This is a genomic window from Leclercia sp. GHBNCSD (assembly GCF_055805075.1).
Window position 1 is genome coordinate 474,428 of record NZ_JBQVYO010000001.1, and the last position, 24,788, is coordinate 499,215.

Here is a 24,788-nt window from a genome sequence, read left to right on the forward strand (position 1 = left end):
TTCTCAAGCGGGCCGCAAAAGAAAAGCCCGGCTTTACGACCGGGCTTCCAGATTACTGCGCTGCTGACGGCTTGCGCGGACGGCGTCGACGCTGGCCTTCACCCGCCGGTTTGCTCTCGCCATCGCGACGCGGCGGTTTATTTGCCGCTTTCGGCGCGCCGCCTTCGCTACGGCGCGGCTGCTGCTGACCACGTCCACCGCCGCCCTGCCCGCGTCCACCGCCCTGACCACGCCCGCCCTGACGCCCGTTCTGGATCGGCTCGGCTTTGATGGACGGATCAACGTCATAGCCCTCGAGGGCGATACGCGGGATCTCTTTTTTCAGCAGGCGTTCAATGTCGCGCAGCAGCTTGTGCTCATCAACACAGACCAGCGACAGCGCTTCGCCCGTTGCCGCCGCGCGACCGGTACGGCCGATACGGTGGACATAATCTTCCGGGACGTTCGGCAGCTCGTAGTTCACCACGTGCGGCAGCTCTTCAATATCCAGGCCGCGGGCGGCGATGTCGGTTGCCACCAGTACGCGGATATCACCCGATTTGAAATCGGCCAGCGCGCGGGTACGTGCCCCCTGGCTCTTATTACCGTGGATGGCCGCGCTGCGGATGCCGTCTTTGTTCAGCTGTTCCGCCAGGTGGTTCGCCCCGTGCTTGGTACGGGTAAAGACCAGCACCTGCTGCCAGTTGCCTTCACCAATCATCTGGGAGAGCAGTTCGCGCTTGCGCTTTTTATCAACAAAGTGAACATGCTGGGTCACCTGTTCGGAGGCGGTGTTGCGACGCGCCACTTCCACTTCCAGCGGATTGTGCAGCAGCTTTTCCGCCAGGCCTTTGATCTCGTCGGAGAAGGTGGCAGAGAAGAGCAGGTTCTGACGGCGTGCCGGCAATTTTGCCAGCACGCGACGAATATCGTGGATAAAGCCCATGTCCAGCATGCGGTCGGCTTCGTCGAGCACCAGGATCTCCACGCTGTCGAGCTTAACGGCGTTCTGGTGTTCCAGGTCGAGCAGGCGGCCCGGCGTGGCGATCAGCACGTCCACGCCGCCGCGCAGTTTCATCATCTGCGGGTTGATGCTCACCCCGCCAAACACCACCAGCGAGCGGATGTTGAGATAGCGGCTGTACTCACGCACGTTCTCACCCACCTGGGCGGCCAGTTCACGGGTTGGGGTCAGGATCAGGGCGCGTACCGGGCGACGGCCTTTGGCGTGCGGTTCGCTTGAGATGAGGCGTTGCAGCAGCGGCAGGGTAAAGCCGGCGGTTTTACCGGTCCCGGTCTGGGCGCTGGCCATCAGATCGCGGCCTGCCAGTACAGCGGGAATGGCCTGCTGCTGGATAGGGGTCGGTTCGCGGTAACCCTGCTCCGCTACAGCGCGCAGAATTTCCGGGTTCAGGCCAAGGGTATCAAAAGACATAACAACTCCGAACCGCCCCGACCATTTTCAGGTGTAGTTTTCAGGGAGATATAACAAATGAAAGGACAAAAACCACGGTGTCGCGAAGCAGCGGAGTGTAGCAGCTTTTGTGACTTGGCGCATAAATTATCCTGCAAACTCATAACTCCGCGTTATTACCTGTGCCGGGCAACGCCGTGCCGCCCGGCGCAAAACGTGCCGACAAAAGTGGACAAGCTCAAAAAACAGTCATACTCTTAATCAATCGATTGATTAATTTTGTGTGCCGCTATGAATCCGATCCCGACCACCACCAAAGGTGAGCAGGCGAAAAGCCAGTTAATCGCCGCCGCGCTGGCGCAGTTTGGCGAATATGGGCTGCATGCCACCACCCGCGATATCGCCGCGCAGGCGGGGCAGAATATCGCCGCCATCACCTACTATTTTGGCTCGAAAGAGGATCTCTACCTCGCCTGCGCCCAGTGGATCGCCGACTTCATTGGCACCCAGTTTCGCCCCCACGTGGAGGAAGCCACCACGCTGCTTGCCGAGCCGTCGCCGGATCGCGCGGCCATTCGTGGCCTGATCCTAACCGCCTGCAACAACATGATTCAGCTGCTGACCCATGACGATACGCTGAACCTGAGTAAGTTTATTTCACGCGAGCAACTCTCGCCCTCTGCCGCTTACCAGCTGGTCCACGATCAGGTTATCGCCCCGATGCACTCCCACCTGACCCGGCTGGTGGCGGCCTATACCGGGCGTGACCCTCTTGATACGCAGACCATTTTGCATACCCATGCCCTGCTGGGGGAAGTGCTCGCCTTTCGCCTGGGGCGTGAAACCATTCTGTTACGCACCGGCTGGACCGAATTTGATGAGGATAAAGCGCTGCAAATCAGTCAGGTCATCACCTGTCATGTCGATTTGATCCTGCAGGGCTTAACGCAAAGGAGCCTGGAGTCATGAAAAAACCTGTCGCCATTATTGTGGCTGTGGTGGTTGTGCTGGCAGCCGGTATCGGCGGCTGGCTGTGGTATCAGAGCCAGCAGGATAAAACGCTGACCCTGTACGGTAACGTCGATATCCGCACCGTGAACATGAGCTTTCGCGTCGGCGGACGGCTCGCCTCCCTGAGCGTGGATGAAGGCGATGCCATTACCGCTGGTCAGACGCTGGGCACGCTGGACCAGGCCCCCTACCAGAACGCGCTGTTGCAGGCCCAGGCGGGGGTTGCCGTGGCACAGGCGCAATACGACTTAATGCAGGCGGGCTACCGTGACGAAGAGGTCGCCCAGGCCGCCGCCGCCGTTAAACAGGCGCAGGCCGCCTATGACTACGCGCAGAACTTCTTTGTCCGTCAGCAGGGATTGTGGAAAAGCCGCACCGTGTCGGCCAACGATCTTGAGAACGCCCGCTCCTCGCGGGATCAGGCTCTGGCGACGCTGAAATCCTCCCAGGATAAGTTGCGCCAGTACCGCTCCGGCAACCGCGAGCAGGATATCGCCCAGGCAAAAGCCAGCCTCGAACAGGCCCAGGCTCAGCTGGCGCAAGCGCAGCTGGATCTGCACGACACTACCCTGGTGGCCCCGGCCAACGGTACCCTGCTGACACGCGCCATGGAGCCCGGCAGTATGCTGAACGCGGGCAGTACGGTACTGACCCTCTCCCTGACGCGTCCGGTATGGGTGCGGGCTTACGTCAATGAAGCCAGTCTCGGCGAGGCGAAACCGGGGCGCGAAGTGCTGCTCTATACCGACAGTCGCCCCGACAAGCCGTACCACGGGAAAATCGGCTTTGTCTCCCCGACCGCGGAATTTACGCCGAAAACCGTCGAAACCCCGGACCTGCGTACCGATCTGGTCTATCGCCTGCGCATTATCGTGAACGATGCCGACGATGCCCTGCGCCAGGGAATGCCGGTGACCGTCAGCTTCGACAATGGGCAAGCCCATGAGTGATGCGGTGATCCAGCTTACCGGCCTGGTCAAACGCTTTGCCGGGATGGACAAACCCGCCGTCGCGCCGCTCGACTGCACGGTGCATAAAGGCTACGTCACCGGGCTGGTCGGCCCGGACGGCGCGGGCAAAACGACCCTGATGCGGATGCTTGCCGGCCTGCTGAAGCCCGACGAAGGCAGCGCCAGCGTGCTGGGGCTGGACCCGGTTCGCGACGATCGCGCCCTGCATGCGATGCTGGGCTATATGCCGCAGAAGTTCGGACTGTATGAAGATCTGACGGTGATGGAGAACCTGACCCTGTATGCCGACCTGCGCAGCGTCACCGGCGAAACCCGGGAGAAAACCTTTCAGCGCCTGCTTGAGTTTACGTCGCTCGGCCCCTTCACCGACCGGCTGGCGGGCAAGCTCTCCGGCGGCATGAAGCAGAAGCTGGGGCTGGCCTGTACGCTGGTGGGGCAACCGAAGGTGCTGCTGCTGGACGAACCCGGCGTCGGCGTGGATCCCATCTCCCGTCGCGAGCTCTGGCAGATGGTGCATGAGCTGGCAGGCGACGGGATGTTGATCCTCTGGAGCACCTCGTATCTCGACGAAGCGGAACAGTGCCGGGACGTGCTGCTAATGAACGAAGGTGAACTGCTCTATCAGGGCGATCCCACAGCCCTGACCCGGAGCATGACCGGGCGCAGCGTGCTGCTGCACTCTCCCCACGAGAACAACCGCCGCCTGCTGCAACGGGTGCTGAAGCTGCCCCAGGTGAGCGACGGCATGATCCAGGGGAAATCGGTGCGGGTGATCCTCAAAAAAGAGGCCCGCGCCGACGATCTGCGCCGAAACGCGGATCTGCCGGATCTGGCGATTGATGAGACTGCGCCGCGGTTTGAAGATGCCTTTATCGATCTGCTCGGCGGCGCAGGCACCGCCGAATCGCCGCTGGGGGCGATCCTGCATACCGTGGAGGGCACCCCCGGCGAGACGGTGATCGAGGCCAAATCCCTGACCAAAAAATTTGGTGATTTTGCCGCTACCGACAATGTGAACTTTACGGTAAAACGCGGCGAAATCTTCGGCCTGCTGGGCCCTAACGGCGCGGGTAAATCCACCACCTTTAAAATGATGTGCGGCCTGCTGGTGCCCACCGCCGGCAAAGCGCTGGTGCTGGATATGGATCTGAAGGTCAGCTCCGGCAAAGCGCGCCAGCATCTGGGCTATATGGCGCAAAAGTTCTCGCTCTACGGCAACCTGACGGTTGAGCAAAACCTGCGCTTTTTCTCTGGCGTCTACGGCCTGCGCGGGCGGGTGCAGAATGAAAAAATCGCCCGCATGAGCGAGGCGTTTGGCCTGCGCCAGGTCGCCGGCCAGGCCACCGACGCGCTGCCGCTCGGGTTCAAGCAGCGGCTGGCGCTGGCCTGCTCGCTGATGCACGAGCCGGACATTCTGTTTCTTGATGAACCCACCTCCGGGGTCGATCCCCTCACCCGCCGGGAGTTCTGGCTGCATATCAACAGCATGGTGGAAAAGGGGGTTACGGTGATGGTGACCACCCACTTTATGGACGAGGCGGAGTATTGCGACCGGATTGGGCTGGTCTATCGCGGCAAGCTGATTGCCCACGGCACACCCGACGATCTGAAAGCCCAGGTGGCGGATGCGCAGCAGCCCGATCCCACCATGGAACAGGCGTTTATCACGCTCATTAACGACTGGGATAAGGAGCATGGCCATGTCTGACAAAGCCCTCTCCTGGCGTCGGGTCCGCGCCCTGTGCATCAAAGAGACGCGGCAGATTGTGCGTGACCCGAGCAGCTGGCTGATTGCGGTGGTGATCCCCCTGCTGCTGCTCTTTATCTTCGGCTACGGCATAAACCTCGACTCCAGCAAGCTGCGGGTGGGGATCCTGCTGGAGCAGCACAGCGAAGAGGCGCTGGACTTCACCCATACCCTGACCGGCTCGCCCTACATCGACGCCACCATCAGTGACGATCGCCATAAGCTCACCCAGATGATGCAGGCCGGACGCATTCGCGGGATGATTGTGATCCCGGGGGATTTTGCCGCCCGCATGGCGCGCCCGAACGATACCGCTCCGATCCAGGTGATCACCGACGGCAGCGAGCCCAATACCGCCAACTTCGTGCAGGGCTACTCAGAGGGGATCTGGCAGCTGTGGCAGATGCAGCGGGCGGACGATCGCGGCGAGACGTTTGAGCCGCTGATTGACGTCCAGACCCGCTACTGGTTTAACCCGGCGGCCATCAGCCAGCACTTTATTATTCCCGGTGCGGTAACCATTATCATGACGGTGATCGGCGCCATTCTGACCTCGCTGGTGATTGCCCGCGAGTGGGAGCGCGGCACCATGGAGGCGCTGCTCTCCACCGAAGTGACGCGCACGGAACTGCTGCTGTGCAAGCTGATCCCCTACTATTTCCTCGGAATGCTGGCGATGCTGCTCTGCATGCTGGTATCCGTATTTATTCTCGGCGTGCCCTATCGCGGCTCGCTGCTGGTGCTGTTCGCCATCACCAGCCTTTTCCTGCTCAGCACGCTGGGGATGGGGCTGCTTATCTCCACCATCACCCGCAACCAGTTTAATGCCGCCCAGGTGGCGCTGAATGCCGCGTTTTTGCCGTCGATAATGCTGTCCGGGTTTATTTTCCAGATCGACAGTATGCCGGCGGTGATCCGCGCGGTGACCTATATCATCCCGGCGCGTTATTTCGTCAGCACCCTGCAAAGCCTGTTCCTGGCGGGCAATATTCCGGTGGTGCTGATGGTGAACCTGCTGTTTTTGATTGCCTCGGCGGTAATGTTTATCGGCCTGACATGGATGAAAACCAAACGGCGCCTGGATTAGCCGTCGTGCATCGATTGTGCCCGGTGGCGCTACCTTACCGGGCCTACAAGGCCCGTTGATTTTGTAGGTCGGGTAAGCGATAGCGCCACCCGACGAGAGGACGACACTATGTTTTACCGTTTATGGACATTGATTCGCAAAGAGCTGCAATCCCTGCTGCGCGAGCCGCAGACCCGGGCGATATTGATTCTGCCGGTGCTGATCCAGGTGCTGCTCTTCCCCTGGGCGGCCACCCTGGAGGTGACCAACGCCACGATCGCTGTCTATAACGAAGATAACGGCAAACATTCGGTGGAGCTGACCCAGCGTTTCGCCCGCGCCAAAGCCTTTACCCATGTGCTGATCCTGAAGAGCCCACAGGAGATCCAGCCCACCATCGATACGCAAAAGGCGCTGCTGCTGGTGCGCTTCCCGGCCGATTTTTCCCGTAACCTCGACACCCTGCAAACTGCCCCTATGCAGCTCATTCTCGACGGGCGTAACTCCAACAGCGCGCAAATCGCCGCCAACTACCTGCAACAGGTGGTAAAGGATTACCAGCAGGAGCTGATGGCGGGCAAACCGAAACCGAACAACAGCGAGCTGGTGGTGCGCAACTGGTATAACCCGAACCTCGACTACAAATGGTTTGTGGTGCCGTCGTTGATCGCCATGATCACCACCATTGGGGTGATGATCGTCACCTCCCTGTCGGTGGCCCGGGAGCGCGAACAGGGCACCTTCGATCAGCTGGTGGTCTCCCCGCTGGCGACCTGGCAAATCTTTGTCGGTAAGGCGGTCCCGGCGCTGATTGTCGCCACTTTCCAGGCCAGCATTGTGCTGGCAATTGGCATCTGGGCCTATCACATCCCGTTTGCCGGATCGCTTCTGCTCTTTTACTTCACAATGGTGATTTACGGGCTGTCGCTGGTGGGGTTTGGTCTGCTGATCTCGGCGCTCTGCTCGACCCAGCAGCAGGCGTTTATCGGGGTGTTCGTCTTTATGATGCCCGCCATTTTGCTCTCGGGCTACGTCTCGCCGGTGGAGAACATGCCGGTCTGGCTGCAGAACTTAACCTGGGTGAATCCGATCCGGCACTTCACCGATATCACCAAGCAGATCTATCTCAAGGATGCGAGTCTGGATATTGTCTGGGGGAGTTTGTGGCCGCTACTGGTGATAGCGGCCGTGACGGGTTCAGTGGCGTACGCGATGTTCAGGCGGAATATCGCGTAGCTTTTTGTCTTTGGTTAACAGGGAAACGATCGCGGGCCCAGCAAGGATAGCCAGCCCTGCGACAGCCAGCAAAAAGTTGTTTTGCAGCACGCGGGACAACAGCCACAGCACAATCAGTGCCGCGCCAAAATACCAGGTGGTGGTGAGCTCTTCGAGCACATCCGCCACTTCGCGCCAGCGCGCTTCATGATGACGCTGTAAAAAGAGCATCAACAGGACAGTCACGCCGTACAGCACGCATAATCCTAAGCCGACCCGCACCAGGGTACCGCTCATCCAGGCCATCACCAGCACGGCCACCACCAATAAATGCAACATAATCTGCCAGCAACTCAGGCCGGTTGCGACGCGTATGCGTTGTTGCCACTTCATGGCACTCTCCTGAAGGATTTTACTCTGCCTGTTCAGACTATCGCACTTTACGGAAAATTCCGTAACACAGCACCTTTTTGTGACGACGACTACACTTTATTTTCATCAGGATAGTGACGCGGGAAGGAGTGTATGGCCCAACAAACCCGGCATTTTTCGCTTAAAGTGTTAACAATCAATATTCATAAAGGATTCGCGGCTTTTAACCGCCGTTTCATTCTGCCCGAACTGCGTGACGCTGTACGAACCGTCAGCGCGGATATCGTCTGCCTGCAGGAGGTGATGGGCGCGCATGAAGTTCATCCTTTGCATGTGGAAAACTGGCCCGATACCAGCCACTACGAATTTCTCGCCGACACCATGTGGAGCGACTACGCTTACGGGCGTAATGCCGTCTATCCCGAGGGGCATCACGGCAATGCCATTCTCTCCCGCTACCCTATCGAACACTATGAAAATCACGATGTCTCGGTGGGCGAGAGTGAAAAACGTGGGCTGCTTTACTGCCGTGTCGCGATCCCGGAGCTGAGCAGATCGCTGCATGTGGCCTCGGTCCACCTTGGCCTGCGCGAAGCGCACCGCCAGGCCCAGCTGCAGATGATGACCGAGTGGGTCAACGGCCTGCCGGAAGGCGAACCGGTGGTGGTCGCCGGAGATTTTAACGACTGGCGCCAGCGCGCCAACCATCCGCTGAAAACGGGGGCCGGGTTAGAAGAGATCTTCACCCTCGCCCACGGCAGGCCCGCCCGTACCTTCCCGGTGAGATTCCCGCTGCTGCGTCTGGACAGGATCTATGTCAAAAACGCTCACGCCAGCAGCCCCACCGCGCTGGCCCTGAGCAACTGGCGTCACCTTTCCGACCATGCGCCGTTAAGTGCGGAGATTCATCTATGAAATGTTCATGGCAAAGCGGCAACCGGATAAAGCTGCTGGAAAATGGCGATCAATATTACCCGGCGGTATTTGCCGCCATCGAGAAAGCGCAAAGCCGGGTACTGCTTGAAACCTTTATCTGGTTTGAAGACAACGTGGGGCGAAAACTGCATTCGGTGATCCTGCGGGCGGCCCAGCGCGGGGTGCATATCGAAGTGCTGCTGGACGGCTACGGCTCCCCCGACCTCAGCGATGAATTCGTGGGGGAACTCACCTCAGCAGGGGTGGTATTCCGCTACTACGATCCACGCCCGCCTCTGCTGGGTATGCGTACCAACGTCTTCCGCCGCATGCACCGTAAAATTGTGGTGGTGGACGATCAGGTGGCCTTTGTGGGCGGGATTAACTATTCCGCGGAACATATGTCGGACTACGGTCCTGAAGCCAAACAGGATTATGCCGTTCAGGTCGAAGGCCCGGTGGTACAGGATATTTTGCAGTTTGTCGTGGAAAACCTCCCCGGCAAAGCCGCAGTGCGTCGCTGGTGGAAGCGGCGTCATCGCGCCGAAGAGAATACCAAACCGGGCGAAGCGCAGGCGCTGTTTGTCTGGCGCGATAATGAAGAGCACCGGGACGATATTGAGCGGCACTATCTGAAGATGCTGACCAACGCCCGTCGGGAGGTGATTATCGCCAACGCCTACTTCTTCCCGGGGTATCGCCTGCTGCACGCCATGCGTAACGCAGCCCGGCGCGGCGTGCGGGTTAAGCTGATTGTGCAGGGCGAGCCGGATATGCCCATAGTGACCGTGGGCGCCCGCCTGCTCTACAACTATCTGGTGAAAGGCGGCGTCGAGATTTACGAATACCGCCGCCGTCCGCTGCACGGTAAGGTCGCGCTGATGGACGATCACTGGGTAACTGTCGGCTCCAGCAACCTCGATCCCCTTAGCCTGTCGCTGAATCTGGAGGCCAACCTGATTATTCACGATCGCGAGTTTAACCAGACCCTGCGTGACAATCTCACCGCCATCATCGCCGAGGATTGCGTCCGGGTGGATGAGTCGATGGTGCCGAAACGCACCTGGTGGAATCTGGGCAAAAGCGTGGTGGTGTTCCACTTCCTGCGCCATTTCCCGGCGCTGGTCGGCTGGTTGCCTGCGCATACGCCTAAACTGGCGCAGGTCCCCCCGCCGGTACAACCCGAGATGGAGACTCAGGATCGCGTTGAGGCGAGCAACACGGGGGTAAAACCCTGATGAGCAAAAAACATTCGCGCTGGCGTCTGGCAAAAAAGATCCTCACCTGGGTATTTTTTATAGCCGTTGCAGTGCTGCTGGTCATTTACGCCAAAAAAGTCGACTGGGGTGAGGTGTGGAAGGTCATCCGCGACTACGACCGTGTGTCGCTGATGGGCGCCGTGGCGCTGGTGATACTGAGCTTCCTGCTGTATGGCTGTTACGACCTGCTGGGACGAGTCTACTGCGGGCATAAGCTGGCCAAGCGCCAGGTCATGCTGGTGTCGTTTATCTGCTACGCCTTTAACCTGACCCTGAGCACCTGGGTGGGCGGCATCGGCATGCGCTACCGGCTTTACTCCCGCCTGGGACTGCCCAGCAGCACCATCACCCGCATCTTCTCCCTGAGTATTACCACCAACTGGCTGGGTTACGTTCTGCTGGGCGGGGTAATCTTCACCGCGGGCGTAGTGCAGTTGCCCGCTCACTGGTATATCGATCAGTCGACGCTGCGCATTATTGGCATCGTGCTGCTGCTGGTGATTGGGTTCTATCTGTGGGCCTGCGCGTTCGCTAAGCGGCGCCATGTAACCATCAAAAAGCAAAAGCTTGTGCTCCCCTCCTGGCGCTTTGCGCTGGCGCAGATGGGCATTTCCGCCGCCAACTGGATGGCGATGGGGGCCATTATCTGGCTGCTGATGGGTGAAGATATCAACTACTTCTTTGTGCTGGGCGTGCTGCTGGTGAGCAGTATCGCCGGGGTGATTGTCCATATCCCGGCCGGGATTGGGGTGCTGGAAGCGGTGTTTATCGCCCTGTTAGCGGGGGAACATGTCTCTCACGGTACCATCATCGCCGCCCTGCTGGCCTATCGTATGCTCTACTATTTCCTGCCTCTGGGGCTGGCGACGGTCTGTTATCTGGTGCTGGAGAGCCGGGCGAAGAAGTTGCGGGCCAAAAACGAACAACAGATGGCGAAGTAGTGGCGGGACTGGCCGGGTGGCGCTGCGCTTACCCGGCCTACAGTGTTGTAGGCCCGGCAAGCGAAGCGCCGCCGGGCATATTACTTAACGACGGTTGCCGAAGATGCGCAGCAGCATCAGGAACAGGTTGATGAAGTCCAGATAGAGGGTCAGCGCCCCCAGAATGGAGTATTTACGCAGATTAGAGCTGTCGCGCACGTCAATCTGCTCGCCAATGTTTTTCAGCTTCTGGGTGTCATACGCCGTCAGCCCGACAAAGACAATCACCCCGATATAGGTCACCGCCCACATCAGCGCTTCACTCTTCAGCCAGAAGTTCACCAGCGACGCCAGCACGATACCAATCAGCGCCATAAACAGCATGTTGCCAAAGCCGCTCAGGTCGCGTTTGGTGGTGTAGCCGTAGAGACTCATCGCGCCAAACATCCCGCCGGCCACCACAAAGGTGCTGGCGATGGAGGAGTAGGTGTAGACGAGGAAAATACTGGAGAGCGTCAGGCCGGTCAGCGCCGAATAGAGCATAAACAGCGTGGTGGCCATCCCGGCGCTGAGCTTATGCACCAGCCCGGAGAGGACAAACACCAGCGCCAGCTGGGCGATGATCAGGCCAAAGAAGGTGATTTTGCTGGAGAAGACAAACATCATCACCGCAGGGGTATTGGCGGAAAACCACGCGACAAACGCGGTGAGCAGCAGGCCGCAGGTCATCCAGCCATAGACCTGGGCCATGTAGGTTTGCAGCCCGGTACGGCTCTGCTGCACGATGGAATCGGAACGGGGAAATCTGTCCATAACACACTCCTTTTTAAGTGGACACACTGTTAAAGCCTAACACATCCCGGCAATCCGGCTACCAGCGGTTGGCGGCTTCCTTGTCGCTGTCGCGGGACTCGACCCAGCGATCGCCCTCCGGGGTCGCTTCGCGCTTCCAGAACGGGGCGCGGGTTTTCAGGTAATCCATAATAAACTCACCCGCCGCAAAGGCGCTGCCGCGATGGGCGCTGGTGACGCCAACGAAGACGATCTCCTCCCCCGGCCACATCTCGCCGATGCGGTGGATGACGGTCACGCGGCCGAGCGGCCAGCGCTGACGCGCCTGTTCAACGATCTCCGCCAGCGCTTTTTCCGTCATGCCGGGATAGTGCTCAAGGGTCAGCGCTTTTACGCTGTCGCCGAGATTATGGTTACGCACCTTGCCGGTGAAGGTGACCACCGCGCCATCTTCGTCACGCTCAGCAAGCCAGTTATACTCCGTGCCGACGTTAAAACGCGCCGGTTCGACCAGGATTTTGGTGTCACTCATCTCAGCCCCCGGTCACCGGTGGGAAGAAGGCCACCTCATCGCCCGGTTTGACCGGATGCGTGAACTCCACCAGCGTCTGGTTTACCGCCACCAGCAGTTTGCTCGCGTCCAGCGCCAGCGCCCAGCGGTCGCTTTGCGCCGCCAGATGCGCCCGCAGCGCTTCGACGTTTTCTACCTCTATATCCAGCGTCAGGCTGTCGGTATTCACCAGCTCGCGCACCTGCGCAAAAAACAGTACTTTAATCATGCTCTTGTGCCCTGAAATCACCCGATTTCCCCCCGCTTTTCGCCAGCAGGCGAACCGGGCCGATAACCATGTCTTTCTGTACCGCTTTGCACATGTCATAGATGGTTAATGCCGCCACGGAGGCGGCAGTTAAGGCTTCCATCTCCACGCCGGTTTTCCCGGTCAGGCGGCACAATGATTCGATGCGCACGCGGTTCTGCTCCGGTTCGGCCCGCAGGTTGACCTCCACTTTGCTGAGCATCAGCGGATGGCACAGCGGGATAAGCTCCCAGGTGCGTTTGGCGGCCTGAATGCCGGCGATCCGCGCCGTAGCGAAGACGTCCCCTTTGTGGTGGCTACCGTCGATAATCATCGCCAGCGTCTCCGGGAGCATGGTGACGAACGCTTCCGCGCGGGCTTCACGCACGGTTTCGGCCTTGGCGGAGACATCCACCATATGGGCTTCGCCCGCGGCGTTAATGTGGGTCAGTTGCGACATAGCTTATTTCTTCAGGTGTGGATGGAAATTACACGGACGCGTGCGGGCATCCAGCTGCGGGGCGATAATGTTTTCCCACGCGGTGCGGCAGGCTTTCGTGGAACCTGGCATGGCAAAAATCACCGTGTTGTTGGCGATCCCTGCAACAGCGCGCGACTGCAGGGTCGAGGTGCCAATCTCTTCAAACGAGAGCATGCGGAACACCTCGCCGAAGCCTTCGATCTCGCGATCGAAAAGCGGCAGCAGCGCTTCCGGGGCCTGATCGCCTGCGGTAAAACCGGTGCCGCCGGTGATCAGCACCACCTGGACGTTATCGCTGGCGATCCAGCGCGATACTTCCGCGCGAATGGCGTAGCGGTTCTCTTTGACGATGGCCTTGTCGACGATCTGATGCCCGGCCTCGTGGGCCGCATCGCGCAGCCAGTGGCCGGAGGTGTCATCCTCTTCGCCGCGGCGTTCAGAAACGGTAAGAATAGCAATACGCGTCGGGATAAATTCAGCGCTTACCTGACTCATCTTCTGGTTCCTTGTTGCGATTACCCGCCAATGTATGACAGGTTCTGGGTGATCCCGGTGTTGCCCTGATGCAGGAAGTGGGTCTGTTTTTTGTGCATCAGCGCCTCAGAAATGCGTGCTTGCAGCGCCGCCTGCTGCGCATCATCGGCCAGCAGATCGCGCAGGTCGACGCCGCCATCGCCAAACAGGCAGAGGTGCAGCTTGCCCACCGACGAGACGCGCAGGCGGTTACAGCTGGCACAGAAGTCTTTTTCATACGGCATGATAAGGCCAATCTCCCCTTCGTAGTCGGGGTGGCAAAAGACCTGCGCCGGGCCGTCGCTGCGCTGGCGAAGCTGGTGGATCCAGCCGCGTTTGAGCAGTTCATCGCGCAATACCATGCCGGAGATGTGATGACGGGAGAAGAGGTCGCTGCCCTCGCCGGTTTCCATCAGCTCAATGAAGCGCAGCTGAATGCGGCGGGGCTTGATCCACGCCAGGAAGATATCCAGCTGATGATGGTTCACATCGCGCATCAGCACGGTGTTGACCTTCACCTTGTCGAAGCCGGCCGCAAAGGCCGCGTCGATACCTTCCATCACCTGGTGGAATTTATCCTGTCCGGTGATGGCATGAAACTGGCGGGCATCCAGACTGTCGACGCTGACGTTGATGGCTGTCAGCCCCGCGTCGCGCCATTGCGCGACATCGCGCGCCAGACGATAGCCATTGGTGGTGACCGCAATCTGGCGGATGGCGTCGTTTTCGCGCACCGCCGCGATAATATCGGTGAAGTCCCGGCGCAGCGAGGGTTCGCCGCCGGTAAGACGGACCTTCTCCGTTCCCATGGCGGCAAACGCGCGCGTGACGCGGCGCACTTCATCCACGGAGAGAAAGCCGTTATTGGTGACGCTGCCAGGCTTATAGCCATCCGGCAGGCAGTAGGTGCAACGGAAGTTGCACACATCGGTAATCGACAAACGCAGGTAAAAAAACTTACGCGCGAATGCATCGGTAAGTTGTGAAGCCATGTACACCTTTCCTGATACGGGAGGCACAGTCATTTCTTCCTGTACCCTGGTGGCAAAAGCGCCACGGCCAGAGCGCCATATCTGTCGACACAGGCGCAAAGGCTAGAGTGTATGTTTTCAATGATGAAAACGTGGTTATGTCGATAGTAGCGTGTTAAAGCGAGTTTCGCTATCGTCGACTTACGCTATATAAAAATGTATATAGCGAGCTAATCGTGCAATTTCGGTTCAGAATACGTCATTATCACATTTTTGCATTGATATACGTCATTTTGCGCGGGTCGCAGCATCGTCATTTAGGAGTAGTTGCGTTACTGTTTACATGTTGGTCTCAATAAGGAATTTTTATGCGCAATCGCACTTTTGCGGATCTTGACCGGGTGGTCGCTCTCGGCGGAGGCCATGGACTGGGCCGGGTCATGTCCTCCCTGTCATCGCTCGGCTCCCGCCTGACAGGGATCGTCACGACCACCGATAATGGCGGCTCAACCGGGCGCATCCGCCGCTCCGAAGGCGGTATCGCCTGGGGCGACATGCGCAACTGTTTAAATCAGCTTATCACGGAACCGAGCGTGGCTTCGGCCATGTTTGAGTATCGTTTTGCCGGTAATGGCGAGCTTTCCGGGCATAACCTTGGAAATCTGATGTTAAAGGCGCTGGATCACCTCAGCGTGCGGCCTCTGGAGGCGATCAATTTAATCCGCAACCTGCTTAAAGTGGACGCCTTTCTCATCCCCATGTCCGAGCTTCCGGTCGATTTGATGGCAATCGACTGCAACGACCATGAAGTGTATGGCGAAGTGAATATCGATCAGCTTGCCCTGCCCCCGAAAGAGCTGATGCTCTACCCCACTGTCCCGGCGACCCGCGAAGCGGTAGAAGCGATTGGTGAAGCGGATCTGATCCTCATCGGCCCCGGCAGTTTTTACACCAGCCTGATGCCGCTCCTGCTGATTAAAGAGCTGGCCCAGGCGCTGCGGCGCACGCCCGCCCCGGTGGTCTATATCGGCAATCTGGGTCGCGAACTCAGTCCGGCCGCCGCCGGGCTTTCGCTAGCCGCAAAGCTGGCGCTGATGGAGCAGTATGTCGGTAAAAAGATCGTCGATGCGGTAGTGGTCGGGCCGAAAGAGGATATCTCAGGTATGGAGGGCCGGGTGGTGGTGCAGGAGCCGCTCGAAGCAAGCGACATCAAGTACCGTCACGACCGGCATCTGCTCCGCGTGGCGCTGGAGAGGGCGATTCAGGCGTTGGGTTAGCTTGCGCGGCCTGTAATGCCCGGTGGCGCTTCGCTTACCGGGCCTACAGGCAGCGTGCCGTTGTTGAGCCGGTAAGCGCCACCGGGTACAAACTACGACGCGGCGATGAATAAATCCCGCAGCTGATGCAGCTGGTCGCGGATCTGCGCCGCCTCTTCGAACTCCAGGTTCTGTGCGTGCTGCATCATCTGCCCTTCCAGCTCGTGGATTTTCTGCTGCAGCGCTTTCGGCGTCAGTGCCACGGTATCGGCCTCAACCGGTGAGCGCGACTTGCCGCGACCCTTGGTTTTGGTTTTCGCGATATTCTGTCCGAGCTGCAGGATATCCACCACCTTCTTGTTGAGCCCCTGCGGAACGATCCCGTGCTCTTCGTTATAGCGTTGCTGCTTCTCGCGACGGCGTTCGGTTTCGCCGATCGCTTTCGCCATCGACGGGGTGATCTTATCCCCGTAGAGAATCGCTTTGCCGTTAACGTTTCGTGCCGCACGGCCAATGGTCTGGATCAGCGAGCGCTCGGAACGCAGGAAGCCCTCTTTGTCGGCGTCCAGAATCGCCACCAGCGACACTTCTGGCATATCCAGCCCCTCACGCAGCAGGTTGATCCCCACCAGCACATCGAACTCGCCAAGACGCAGATCGCGGATAATCTCCATGCGCTCCACGGTGTCGATATCCGAGTGCAGATAGCGCACCTTCTCACCGTGCTCTTCGAGGTATTCGGTCAGGTCTTCCGCCATCCGCTTGGTCAGGGTCGTCACCAGCACACGCTCGTTAATAGCCGACCGGGCGCGGATCTCCGAGAGCAGGTCATCTACCTGGGTGGCCACCGGGCGTACTTCGATAATCGGGTCCAGCAGGCCGGTCGGACGCACCACCTGATCCACCACTTCGTCGCCCGACTTCTCCAGCTCGTAGTTACCTGGCGTAGCCGACACGTAGATGGTTTGCGGCGCCAGCGCCTCGAACTCTTCAAACTTCATCGGACGGTTATCCAGCGCCGACGGCAGACGGAAGCCGTACTCCACCAGGGTCTCTTTACGCGCCCGGTCGCCACGATACATCCCGCCAATCTGCGGAATGGTGACGTGGGATTCATCCACCACCAGCAGGCCATCCGCCGGCAGGTAGTCAAACAGGGTTGGCGGCGCTTCGCCCGGCCCACGGCCAGAGAGATAGCGCGAGTAGTTTTCGATACCGGAGCAGTAGCCCAGCTCGTTCATCATCTCGAGATCGAACTGGGTACGCTGGCTGATACGCTGCTCTTCCAGCAACTTGTTATTTTCCAACAGCACCCTGCGGCGATCCGCCAGTTCAACCTTGATGTCCTCCATCGCCTGCACGATGCGCTCGCGCGGGGTGACGTAGTGGGTTTTCGGGTAGACCGTGAAGCGCTGAATGGTCGATTCCACATGGCCGGTCAGCGGGTCGAACAGCGACAGCCGCTCCACCTCTTCATCGAAAAGCTCGACGCGCAGCGCGAAGTCGTCCGACTCCGCCGGGAAGATGTCGATCACTTCGCCGCGCACGCGGAACGTGCCGCGCTGGAACGCCTGATCGTTACGGGTGTACTGCAGCTCGGCCAGGCGACGCAAAATGGCGCGCTGATCGATAATCATCCCCACGGTCAGGTGCAGCATCATCTTCAGGTAGAGATCCGGGTCGCCGAGGCCGTAGATAGCCGACACCGAGGCCACCACCACCACGTCACGGCGCTCAAGCAGCGCCTTGGTTGCGGAGAGACGCATCTGCTCGATATGCTCGTTCACCGAGGCATCTTTCTCGATAAAGGTGTCCGAGCTGGGAACGTAGGCTTCCGGCTGATAGTAGTCGTAGTACGACACGAAGTACTCCACCGCATTCTCCGGGAAGAACTCTTTCATCTCGCCGTAGAGCTGCGCCGCCAGGGTTTTGTTCGGGGCAAGCACCATTGTAGGGCGCTGGAGATCGGCGATCACGTTGGCAACGGTGAAGGTTTTACCCGACCCGGTCACCCCCAGCAGCGTCTGGTGCGCAAGCCCATCCTCCAGCCCCTCTTTCAGACGGCGAATCGCTTCAGGCTGATCGCCGGAAGGACGGAAAGCGGAATTCAGTTTGAACGGTTTACTCATGAACGGCGACCTGATGATGGTTAATACGGCAGGTGAGTAATTTTACTCCTGATGGCTATTTTTGCCAGTAAATTATACTGGACATAAATCCAGTGGCAACCGCGTCGTTTTGTGCCACCCTGGGTAAGAATCAAACGAAGCTGCACAAAATTTCGGCTGCGACGGGATAAAATTCCATCAACGCACGGTTATCCCCAGAACTTTTTATTTTTTAACATTTGTCAAGGCGAGACGCCGGACTTAAGCGCATTATCGTGACCGTTTAATGACAACGATTGATTTTATTTAACGCATTGATTTAATTTAATCTTTTCAAAAAGACGCGTTTCGCAGCAATTCAGGCGCAGGCCGCGTATTCTCTCGCTTACCTCGCGTTTTCTAACTCTAATGCACATGGTTATCCACAGGAATAGTGGATAACTGCCTCCAGCCCATACGGAGCGTGACTCGGCTAATTCCCGGTTTTTACCCACAGCGCGACGGTAAAAATTTTTTATCGCCCAATTTTGGCGATCTGTTGCCAAAAATTGGATAACGAATTGACGAGACACTGCTCACATTTTGTTCAAATAGTCGCTGCACCAGGCTCACCCTTTGGGGCACCGGGGCAGTGCACGCTTCCTGGCTACCTGCGTTGTTTACTGAGGGGATTCCGAAAAAACGGGGTTTAATCCTCCTTTTCAGGTCGATGGCAAGAGTCTTGCACTGTACCCGAGGTCATCGATGCCTGTTAAGGAGAAACACCATGTTGAGCCTGCGTGCCGTTAATCAGTATTACGGGGATCGCCACACCCTGTGGAACGTTGACCTTGATCTGCCGCCCGGCGTCTGTACCGGGGTGGTCGGACTGCCCGGAATGGGAAAAACCACCCTCGTAAACTGCATCGCCGGCCTGCTGCCTATTGCCAGCGGTACGATGGTCTGGCATGACGCCGGAGTCTCCCCTTGTGAGTGGCTTCCGGGCGCAGAAATTGGCTTTGTCCCACAGGAGAGGCGGATTTTTTCCCAGCTGACGGTAGAAGAGAACCTGCATATCGCGCGGATGGCAAAAGGGAGCGTGGGCGGGTCGGTGAGTAGCGAAATTTTTGAGTTCTTTCCGGAGCTTTACCCGCTACGTCAGCAGCGGGCGTCAGGACTGAACGACGACCAGCAGTACCAGCTGGCACTGGCGAACGCGCTGGTCACCCGCCCTCGACTGCTGATCCTCGACGAGCCCAGCCGTGGCGCCAGCCCGCTGTTTAGCATCAGGCTGGCGCAGTTGCTGCTCAGGTTTAACCGCGAACTGGGGCTAACGGTGCTGCTCGCCGAGCAGCACCTGTCGCTGATCCGCCGGGTGGCGGAGCGCTTCTGCCTGCTTTACCGCGGGCGAAACGTGGCCCAGGGCCGCGTCAGCGAGCTGGATGACCCGCTTATTGCCCACTGGATGGGGCCGACGGCGCCAGTGCGCTGAGAGAGAGATAACGCCCGATATCCGCCGTGTCGGCCTGCTCGCCAAGCCAGGGGATTTCGCCCAGCAGCGGTGCAGACAGTACGCGTTTCAGCGTTGCCATGTATTCGCCATGACGTTTGCCGGGGGCTACCACCCCATTGGCTATCCAGCCTGCAACATGCAGCCCCGCCTGGCGGATCGCCTGGGCGGTCAGCATGGCGTGGTTGATGCAGCCCAGCTTCACCCCCACCACCAGGATCACCGGCAGGCGCTCGGCGATCGCCCAGTCGGCGAAGGTCTGCTCCGGGGAGAGCGGCGTAAACCAGCCGCCCGCCCCTTCCACCAGCACCCAGTCGGCCTGGCTTTCCAGCGCGCGTAGCCCGGCTGAAAGCGCACTGAACTCGATGGGTCGTTGCTCTTCCGCGCTGACGATATGCGGCGAGGTGGGCTCCGCGAAGGTGTAAGGGTTCACCGCCTGATAGCTGAGCGCTACGCTGCTGTTGCGCTGTAGCGCCAGCGCATCGCTGTTACGCAGCCCTTCCGCGGTCATTTCGCTGCCCGAGGCCACGGGCTTATACCCGGCGGTGTTGCGGCCCAGCGCACGTGCCGCCTGTAGCAGGGCGGTGCTGGCGACGGTTTTTCCGACCTCGGTGTCGGTGCCGGTGACAAAATAGCGTTCAGTCACGTTCGATAATCCCATGAAAAAGTTGATAAGAGAGCGGGTATTTGCCATTACGCTGCGGCCAGGCCTGCGCCAGATCCTGCAGCTGTCCCCGGGTTAAGGGCCTGGCGGCCCGCCCGGCGTGCAGATGGGTGGCGCCGATCCCCTTCAGGGAGTGCATGGCGCTGAGCGCATCGTCAAAGTGCAGCGTGATGGTCTGGACCGCACAGCGGTGCCGCCAGCCATCGAGGGCATCGTTTACCTCTTCCCGGCTCAGAAAGCGGTTGGTGTGCGGCTGCGTATCTACCGCCTGCCAGGCCTGCTTCAGCTCCGGCAGGGAGCCGTTCAGCAGCGTGGTAAAGGCCACCCTGCCTCCGGGCTTCGCCACGCGACAGAGCTCCGTCAGCGCCTGCGGCAGGCTGGCGCACCACTGCACCGCCAGATGGCTCCAGACCAGGCTGAACTGCGCATCCGCCAGCGGAATGGCTTCGATATCCGCCTGCAGATAGTGGTCGGCCGCCCGGTTGCGGCGCGCTTCCTCCAGCATCGGGGCGCTGAGATCCATCGCCGTCACCACGCTGCCACTTCTGCGCCAGGCGAGGCTGTTGCTGCCCGGGCCACAGCCGGCGTCCAGCACGCTGGGGAAGGCGTTTTTTGCGAGCAGCGCCCGTAGCCCGTCAGCACTTTGCCGCTGGAGCGCGTCGTGGCGGGAATAGCTCTGCGCCGCCCGGCCAAAGGCGGCGGCAATGGCCTGTTTATTCACTTGCGACATGCAGCGCCTCCAGTAACGCGGTGATGTCTGCCGCTTCATGGGCCGCCGTCAGGGTCAGGCGTAAGCGCGCCGTGCCCGCCGGTACGGTAGGCGGACGAATGGCCGTCACCCAGATCCCCTTCTCTCTGAGGGTCTGCGCCAGATGCAGGGCGCGCGCGTTTTCGCCCACAATCAGCGGCTGAATGGCGCTTTGCGAGGCGGTGATCTCAAGCGGAAGGCCGCTCACGCCTGCGCGGAACTGGCTGATAAGCGTCGAGAGCCGCTGCCGCCGCGCCTCCCCTTCGTCGCTGCGAATAAGATTAAAGGCTGCCAGTAATGCCACCGCCTGGGCAGGGGGCATGCTGGTGCTGTAGATGAGATGTCGGGCAAACTGCAACAGATAATCAGCCACCGGGTCGCTGCACAGTACCGCTGCGCCGCTGATGCCAACGCCTTTGCCAAAGGTGACCACCAGCAGCTCGGGTTTGACGCCCAGATGTGCCGCACTGCCGCGCCCTTCTGGCCCGGTGACGCCAATGCCGTGAGCATCGTCCACCAGCAGCCAGCTGCCCTGACGCCGGGCCACAGCATGGATATCGACCAGCGGGGCGCTGTCGCCATCCATGCTGAAGATCCCCTCGGTCACCACCAGCTGCTGGCCCTCGCAGGGTATATCCAGCAGCGAAGCGAGCTGAGCGGCATCGTTATGGGCGAAGCGCCGGAGCTGGGCCGGGCTGTGACTGGCCGCTTCCAGCAGGGAGGCGTGGCTTAAGCGGTCGGCCACAATGCGATCGTCCTTGCCGGTCAGGGCAGCAATCAGCGCCTGATTGGCAGCAAAGCCGGAGATAAACAGCAGCGCCCGGGGGTAGCCGAGCCAGTCGGCGAGCTGCTCCTCCAGCGCCTGATGCGCGCGGGTATAGCCGCTGACGTGGCCGGAGCCGCCACTGCCCACGCCATACTGCTCCGCCCCCTGTTGCCAGGCGCGGATAAGGGCCGGATGCTGGCTCAGGCCGAGATAGTCGTTGCTGGAGAAATTAGAGTAGCGCCGCTGGTCGCAGGTGAGAAAACGGCCTGCGCCGTTCTCCACCGGGGTGCGCACGCGCAGCGCCTCTGCCGCCCGACGGGCATCGAGGGCGGCACCAATACGTTGCTGCCAGGTCATAGCGTCGCCGCGTTATAGAACTGGTCGGTATCGGCGTTGAAGAGCTGCTGTTCCAGCTGGTGCTGCTGTTCGTTATCGCCGGTGAGAACCGCGGTCTGCTGCGGATTAAGCCCCAGCTTGCGGAACAGCTGGACATCTTTGTCCTCTTCCGGGTTCGGGGTGGTGAGCAGTTTGCAGCCGTAGAAGATAGAGTTGGCCCCGGCCATAAAGCACATCGCCTGGGTCTGCTCGTTCATCTGCTCGCGGCCCGCCGAGAGGCGCACATAAGAGGTTGGCATCATCACCCGCGCCACCGCAATGGTGCGGATGAAATCAAAGGCGTCAACGTCGTCGTTATCGGCCAGCGGAGTGCCCTTCACCTTCACCAGCATGTTGATCGGCACGCTTTCCGGCGGGGTCGGCAGGTTCGCCAACTGCAACAGCAGACCGGCGCGATCGGTGACCGTTTCGCCCAGCCCCACGATGCCGCCCGAGCAGACCTTAATGCCCGCCTCACGCACTTTATCCAGCGTGTCCAGCCGCTCCTGGTAGGTACGGGTGGTGATGATATTGCCGTAGAACTCCGGGGAGGTGTCGAGGTTGTGGTTGTAATAATCGAGCCCCGCCGAGGCCAGGCGCTGCGCCTGGCTGTCATCCAGCGTGCCGAGGGTCATGCAGGCCTCCAGCCCCATCGCCTTAACGCCCTGTACCATCTGTTCGAGGTAAGGCATGTCGCGCTCGTGCGGGTTTTTCCACGCCGCGCCCATGCAGAAGCGGGTCGACCCGGCGTTTTTCGCCTGACGCGCCGACTCCAGCACCTGCTCCACCTCCATCAGCCGCTCGGATTCGAGGCCGGTTTTGTAGCGCGCACTTTGCGGGCAGTATTTACAGTCTTCCGGGCAGGCGCCGGTCTTGATCGACAGCAGCGTACTGACCTGAATCTGCTGCGGATCGAAATGCTGACGGTGGATCTGCTGCGCTTCAAACAGCAGTTCAAGAAGGGGTTTTTCAAATAATGCAGTGACTTGCGACATTGTCCAGCGAGTCTGGTGAGCCATGGGGCATCTCCAAAGGGGTTTAGTTCAGCGTGGTTTCGGTTTATGCTTGTAAACCTAAATGTTTTCAAAATGGTTTACAAGTCGATTATGACAACGGACGATCTCGCCTTCGATCGGCAACATATCTGGCATCCTTACACCTCCATGACCCAGCCCCTGCCGGTTTATCCGGTGACGGAAGCCCACGGCTGCGAGCTGACGCTGGCCAACGGCGAACAGCTGGTAGACGGGATGTCCTCATGGTGGGCGGCCATTCACGGCTACAATCACCCCCGGCTGAACAGCGCGATGAAAGCGCAGATTGACCGCATGTCGCACGTGATGTTCGGCGGGATCACCCATCCTCCCGCGGTAGATCTCTGCCGTCGGCTGGTGGCAATGACCCCCGACGCGCTGGAGTGCGTGTTCCTGGCCGACTCCGGCTCGGTGGCGGTGGAGGTGGCGATGAAAATGGCGTTGCAGTACTGGCACGCCAAAGGCGAATCCCGCCAGCGGTTCCTCACCTTCCGTAACGGCTATCATGGCGACACCTTCGGGGCGATGTCGGCCTGCGATCCCGACAACTCGATGCACAGCCTGTGGAAGGGCTACCTGCCGGAGAACCTCTTTGCCCCGGCGCCGCAGAGCCGCTTTGACGGCGAGTGGGATGAGAAGGATATGGTCGGCTTTGCCCGCCTGATGGCCGCCCATCGCCACGAGATTGCCGCGGTGATCCTTGAGCCCATCGTGCAGGGTGCCGGCGGCATGCGCATCTACCATCCCGAATGGCTGAAGCGCATCCGCAGGATGTGCGACCGGGAAGGTATCCTGCTGATTGCCGACGAGATTGCCACCGGCTTCGGGCGCACCGGTAAACTGTTTGCCTGCGAGCACGCGGGGATTACGCCGGACATTCTCTGCCTCGGCAAAGCCCTGACCGGCGGCACCATGACCCTCTCCGCCACCCTCACCACCCGCCTGGTGGCCGAGACCATCAGCAACGGCGAGGCGGGCTGCTTTATGCACGGTCCGACCTTTATGGGTAACCCGCTGGCCTGCGCCGTCGCCAGTGAAAGTCTGGCATTGCTGGAGAGCGGCGAGTGGCAGACCCAGGTGGCCGCCATCGAAGCCCAGCTGAAGGATGAACTGGCGACGGCGCGGGAGGCAGAATGTGTCGCCGACGTGCGGGTGCTGGGGGCCATTGGCGTCGTCGAAACGACTCACCCGGTGAACATGGCGGCGCTGCAACGCTTCTTTGTGGCGCGCGGCGTCTGGGTGCGGCCGTTCGGCAAGCTAATCTATCTGATGCCGCCGTATCCGATCAGCCGTGACCAGCTCAGCAAGCTGACCGCCGCGGTGGTGGATGCCGTACAGGAACCTGCGCACTTTACGATCTAGTTTATGCGTTACACTTCTGGCTGAGCTTATTACGGAGGAACAGTATGAAACTCATCAGTAAGGATCTGCGCGACGGCGATAAACTCCCGCTGCGCCACGTGTTTAACGGTATGGGCTATGAGGGAGATAACATCTCTCCGCATCTGGCGTGGGACGAGGTGCCGCCGGGCACCAAAAGCTTTGTCGTGACCTGTTATGACCCGGACGCCCCTACCGGCTCCGGCTGGTGGCACTGGGTTGTCGCCAATATCCCGGCCGATATCCGCGTGCTGCCGCAGGGGTCAGGCTCGTCGCTGGTGGCGCTGCCGGAGGGTGCCGTAGAGACCCGCACCGATTTTGGCAAAGCGGGATACGGCGGCGCGGCACCCCCTAAGGGCGAAACCCATCGCTATATCTTCACGGTGCATGCGCTGGATGTGGAAAGGATTGAGGTAGATGAGGAGGCGAGCGGTGCAATGGTGGGCTTTAACGTCCATTTCCACACCCTGGGAAGTGCCTCCATCACGGCGATGTATTCATAAAAAAGCAGTCCCGGAAACCGCACAAAACCGTAGGCCCGTGCA

Annotated in this window: 25 protein-coding genes and 1 riboswitch; of the genes, 12 read left to right on the forward strand and 13 right to left on the reverse strand. The window is 59.9% G+C overall.

Annotation, left to right across the window (positions count from 1 at the left end):
- Window positions 1-52: 52 nt before the first annotated feature.
- Entirely contained in the window at window positions 53-1,414 is a 1,362-nt protein-coding gene (rhlE, locus tag ACT3IC_RS02350) for an ATP-dependent RNA helicase RhlE (protein ID WP_473476038.1), read from the reverse strand.
- A 270-nt stretch (window positions 1,415-1,684) separates the two neighbouring features.
- On the opposite strand from rhlE, the gene cecR reads away from it, so the two are divergent.
- From cecR to ACT3IC_RS02375, 5 genes are all read left to right on the forward strand, one after another.
- Window positions 1,685-2,362, forward strand: coding sequence for a transcriptional regulator CecR (gene cecR / locus ACT3IC_RS02355; protein ID WP_103178777.1), 678 nt, complete (start codon window positions 1,685-1,687; stop codon window positions 2,360-2,362).
- Window positions 2,359-3,354 (forward strand): secretion protein HlyD, encoded by a 996-nt coding sequence (gene hlyD, locus ACT3IC_RS02360; RefSeq protein WP_103178776.1) that lies wholly within the window; start codon window positions 2,359-2,361, stop codon window positions 3,352-3,354. The genes cecR and hlyD overlap by 4 nt, the downstream gene beginning before the upstream one ends.
- Window positions 3,347-5,083 (forward strand): ATP-binding cassette domain-containing protein, encoded by a 1,737-nt coding sequence (locus ACT3IC_RS02365; protein ID WP_103181051.1) that lies wholly within the window; start codon window positions 3,347-3,349, stop codon window positions 5,081-5,083. The genes hlyD and ACT3IC_RS02365 overlap by 8 nt, the downstream gene beginning before the upstream one ends.
- The gene (locus tag ACT3IC_RS02370) at window positions 5,076-6,209 is read left to right on the forward strand and encodes an ABC transporter permease (protein ID WP_159339263.1); all 1,134 of its coding nucleotides are present in this window, start codon (window positions 5,076-5,078) and stop codon (window positions 6,207-6,209) included. The genes ACT3IC_RS02365 and ACT3IC_RS02370 overlap by 8 nt, the downstream gene beginning before the upstream one ends.
- Window positions 6,210-6,317: 108 nt before the next feature.
- Window positions 6,318-7,424, forward strand: coding sequence for an ABC transporter permease (locus ACT3IC_RS02375; RefSeq protein WP_103178774.1), 1,107 nt, complete (start codon window positions 6,318-6,320; stop codon window positions 7,422-7,424).
- Here ACT3IC_RS02375 and ACT3IC_RS02380 read toward each other — a convergent pair.
- On the reverse strand, window positions 7,386-7,796 hold the full coding sequence (locus ACT3IC_RS02380) for a YbhQ family protein (protein WP_114315572.1): 411 nt from the start codon (window positions 7,794-7,796) through the stop codon (window positions 7,386-7,388). The two genes, ACT3IC_RS02375 and ACT3IC_RS02380, sit on opposite strands and share 39 nt — an antisense overlap.
- A 132-nt stretch (window positions 7,797-7,928) precedes the next feature.
- On the opposite strand from ACT3IC_RS02380, the gene ACT3IC_RS02385 reads away from it, so the two are divergent.
- Genes ACT3IC_RS02385 through ACT3IC_RS02395 form a run of 3 tightly spaced genes read left to right on the forward strand, consistent with a single transcriptional unit; the run spans window position 7,929 to window position 10,890 of the window.
- Entirely contained in the window at window positions 7,929-8,690 is a 762-nt protein-coding gene (locus ACT3IC_RS02385) for an endonuclease/exonuclease/phosphatase family protein (protein WP_103178772.1), read from the forward strand.
- Window positions 8,687-9,928 carry a cardiolipin synthase ClsB gene (gene clsB / locus ACT3IC_RS02390; RefSeq protein WP_103178771.1) on the forward strand — a complete coding sequence of 414 codons (1,242 nt, stop codon included), beginning with the start codon at window positions 8,687-8,689 and terminating at the stop codon, window positions 9,926-9,928. Before ACT3IC_RS02385 ends, clsB begins: the two co-directional genes overlap by 4 nt.
- A complete protein-coding gene (locus tag ACT3IC_RS02395) occupies window positions 9,928-10,890 on the forward strand; it encodes a lysylphosphatidylglycerol synthase domain-containing protein (RefSeq protein WP_103178770.1) in 963 nt (320 codons plus the stop codon). The genes clsB and ACT3IC_RS02395 overlap by 1 nt, the downstream gene beginning before the upstream one ends.
- A gap of 84 nt (window positions 10,891-10,974) precedes the next feature.
- Here ACT3IC_RS02395 and ACT3IC_RS02400 read toward each other — a convergent pair whose 3' ends face one another.
- From ACT3IC_RS02400 to moaA, 6 genes are all read right to left on the reverse strand, one after another.
- Window positions 10,975-11,682 (reverse strand): Bax inhibitor-1/YccA family protein, encoded by a 708-nt coding sequence (locus ACT3IC_RS02400; protein ID WP_103178769.1) that lies wholly within the window; start codon window positions 11,680-11,682, stop codon window positions 10,975-10,977.
- Window positions 11,683-11,740: 58 nt separating this feature from the next.
- Window positions 11,741-12,193: a molybdopterin synthase catalytic subunit MoaE gene (gene moaE / locus ACT3IC_RS02405; protein ID WP_103178768.1), complete on the reverse strand. Its 453-nt coding sequence runs from the start codon at window positions 12,191-12,193 to the stop codon at window positions 11,741-11,743.
- A 1-nt stretch (window position 12,194) separates the two neighbouring features.
- Window positions 12,195-12,440 carry a molybdopterin synthase sulfur carrier subunit gene (gene moaD, locus ACT3IC_RS02410; RefSeq protein ID WP_159339264.1) on the reverse strand — a complete coding sequence of 82 codons (246 nt, stop codon included), beginning with the start codon at window positions 12,438-12,440 and terminating at the stop codon, window positions 12,195-12,197.
- Window positions 12,433-12,918, reverse strand: a complete 486-nt coding sequence (gene moaC / locus ACT3IC_RS02415) for a cyclic pyranopterin monophosphate synthase MoaC (RefSeq protein ID WP_156654129.1) — start codon at window positions 12,916-12,918, stop codon at window positions 12,433-12,435. Before moaC ends, moaD begins: the two co-directional genes overlap by 8 nt.
- 3 nt (window positions 12,919-12,921) lie before the next feature.
- Window positions 12,922-13,434 carry a molybdenum cofactor biosynthesis protein B gene (moaB, locus tag ACT3IC_RS02420; RefSeq protein WP_103178765.1) on the reverse strand — a complete coding sequence of 171 codons (513 nt, stop codon included), beginning with the start codon at window positions 13,432-13,434 and terminating at the stop codon, window positions 12,922-12,924.
- 20 nt (window positions 13,435-13,454) lie between these two features.
- Window positions 13,455-14,444: a GTP 3',8-cyclase MoaA gene (gene moaA, locus ACT3IC_RS02425; RefSeq protein WP_159339265.1), complete on the reverse strand. Its 990-nt coding sequence runs from the start codon at window positions 14,442-14,444 to the stop codon at window positions 13,455-13,457.
- Window positions 14,432-14,566: riboswitch (molybdenum cofactor riboswitch) on the reverse strand. (Overlaps the previous gene by 13 nt.)
- Before the next feature lie 225 nt (window positions 14,567-14,791).
- On the opposite strand from moaA, the gene yvcK reads away from it, so the two are divergent.
- Entirely contained in the window at window positions 14,792-15,700 is a 909-nt protein-coding gene (gene yvcK, locus ACT3IC_RS02430; protein ID WP_103178763.1) for a uridine diphosphate-N-acetylglucosamine-binding protein YvcK, read from the forward strand.
- A gap of 92 nt (window positions 15,701-15,792) precedes the next feature.
- Here the strand turns inward: yvcK and uvrB are convergent, their stop codons facing one another.
- Window positions 15,793-17,808: an excinuclease ABC subunit UvrB gene (gene uvrB / locus ACT3IC_RS02435; protein WP_103178762.1), complete on the reverse strand. Its 2,016-nt coding sequence runs from the start codon at window positions 17,806-17,808 to the stop codon at window positions 15,793-15,795.
- A gap of 745 nt (window positions 17,809-18,553) precedes the next feature.
- Between uvrB and ACT3IC_RS02440 the strand changes: the two genes are divergently transcribed.
- On the forward strand, window positions 18,554-19,258 hold the full coding sequence (locus tag ACT3IC_RS02440) for an ABC transporter ATP-binding protein (protein WP_473476048.1): 705 nt from the start codon (window positions 18,554-18,556) through the stop codon (window positions 19,256-19,258).
- Here the strand turns inward: ACT3IC_RS02440 and bioD are convergent.
- The 4 genes from bioD to bioB are packed head-to-tail and all read right to left on the reverse strand — an operon-like array spanning window position 19,218 to window position 22,848.
- Complete coding sequence (bioD, locus tag ACT3IC_RS02445; RefSeq protein WP_473476050.1) at window positions 19,218-19,922, reverse strand: dethiobiotin synthase; 705 nt, start codon at window positions 19,920-19,922, stop codon at window positions 19,218-19,220. The two genes, ACT3IC_RS02440 and bioD, sit on opposite strands and share 41 nt — an antisense overlap.
- Window positions 19,915-20,670 (reverse strand): malonyl-ACP O-methyltransferase BioC, encoded by a 756-nt coding sequence (bioC, locus tag ACT3IC_RS02450; protein ID WP_103178759.1) that lies wholly within the window; start codon window positions 20,668-20,670, stop codon window positions 19,915-19,917. Before bioC ends, bioD begins: the two co-directional genes overlap by 8 nt.
- Window positions 20,654-21,811, reverse strand: a complete 1,158-nt coding sequence (gene bioF, locus ACT3IC_RS02455; protein WP_325940407.1) for an 8-amino-7-oxononanoate synthase — start codon at window positions 21,809-21,811, stop codon at window positions 20,654-20,656. The genes bioC and bioF overlap by 17 nt, the downstream gene beginning before the upstream one ends.
- Window positions 21,808-22,848, reverse strand: a complete 1,041-nt coding sequence (bioB, locus tag ACT3IC_RS02460; protein WP_103823529.1) for a biotin synthase BioB — start codon at window positions 22,846-22,848, stop codon at window positions 21,808-21,810. Before bioB ends, bioF begins: the two co-directional genes overlap by 4 nt.
- 69 nt (window positions 22,849-22,917) lie before the next feature.
- Here bioB and bioA point away from each other — a divergent pair, with 69 nt between their 5' ends.
- Entirely contained in the window at window positions 22,918-24,225 is a 1,308-nt protein-coding gene (gene bioA / locus ACT3IC_RS02465) for an adenosylmethionine--8-amino-7-oxononanoate transaminase (protein WP_156654125.1), read from the forward strand.
- Window positions 24,226-24,269: 44 nt separating this feature from the next.
- The gene (locus tag ACT3IC_RS02470) at window positions 24,270-24,746 is read left to right on the forward strand and encodes a kinase inhibitor (RefSeq protein ID WP_103178756.1); all 477 of its coding nucleotides are present in this window, start codon (window positions 24,270-24,272) and stop codon (window positions 24,744-24,746) included.
- Window positions 24,747-24,788 lie beyond the last annotated feature (42 nt).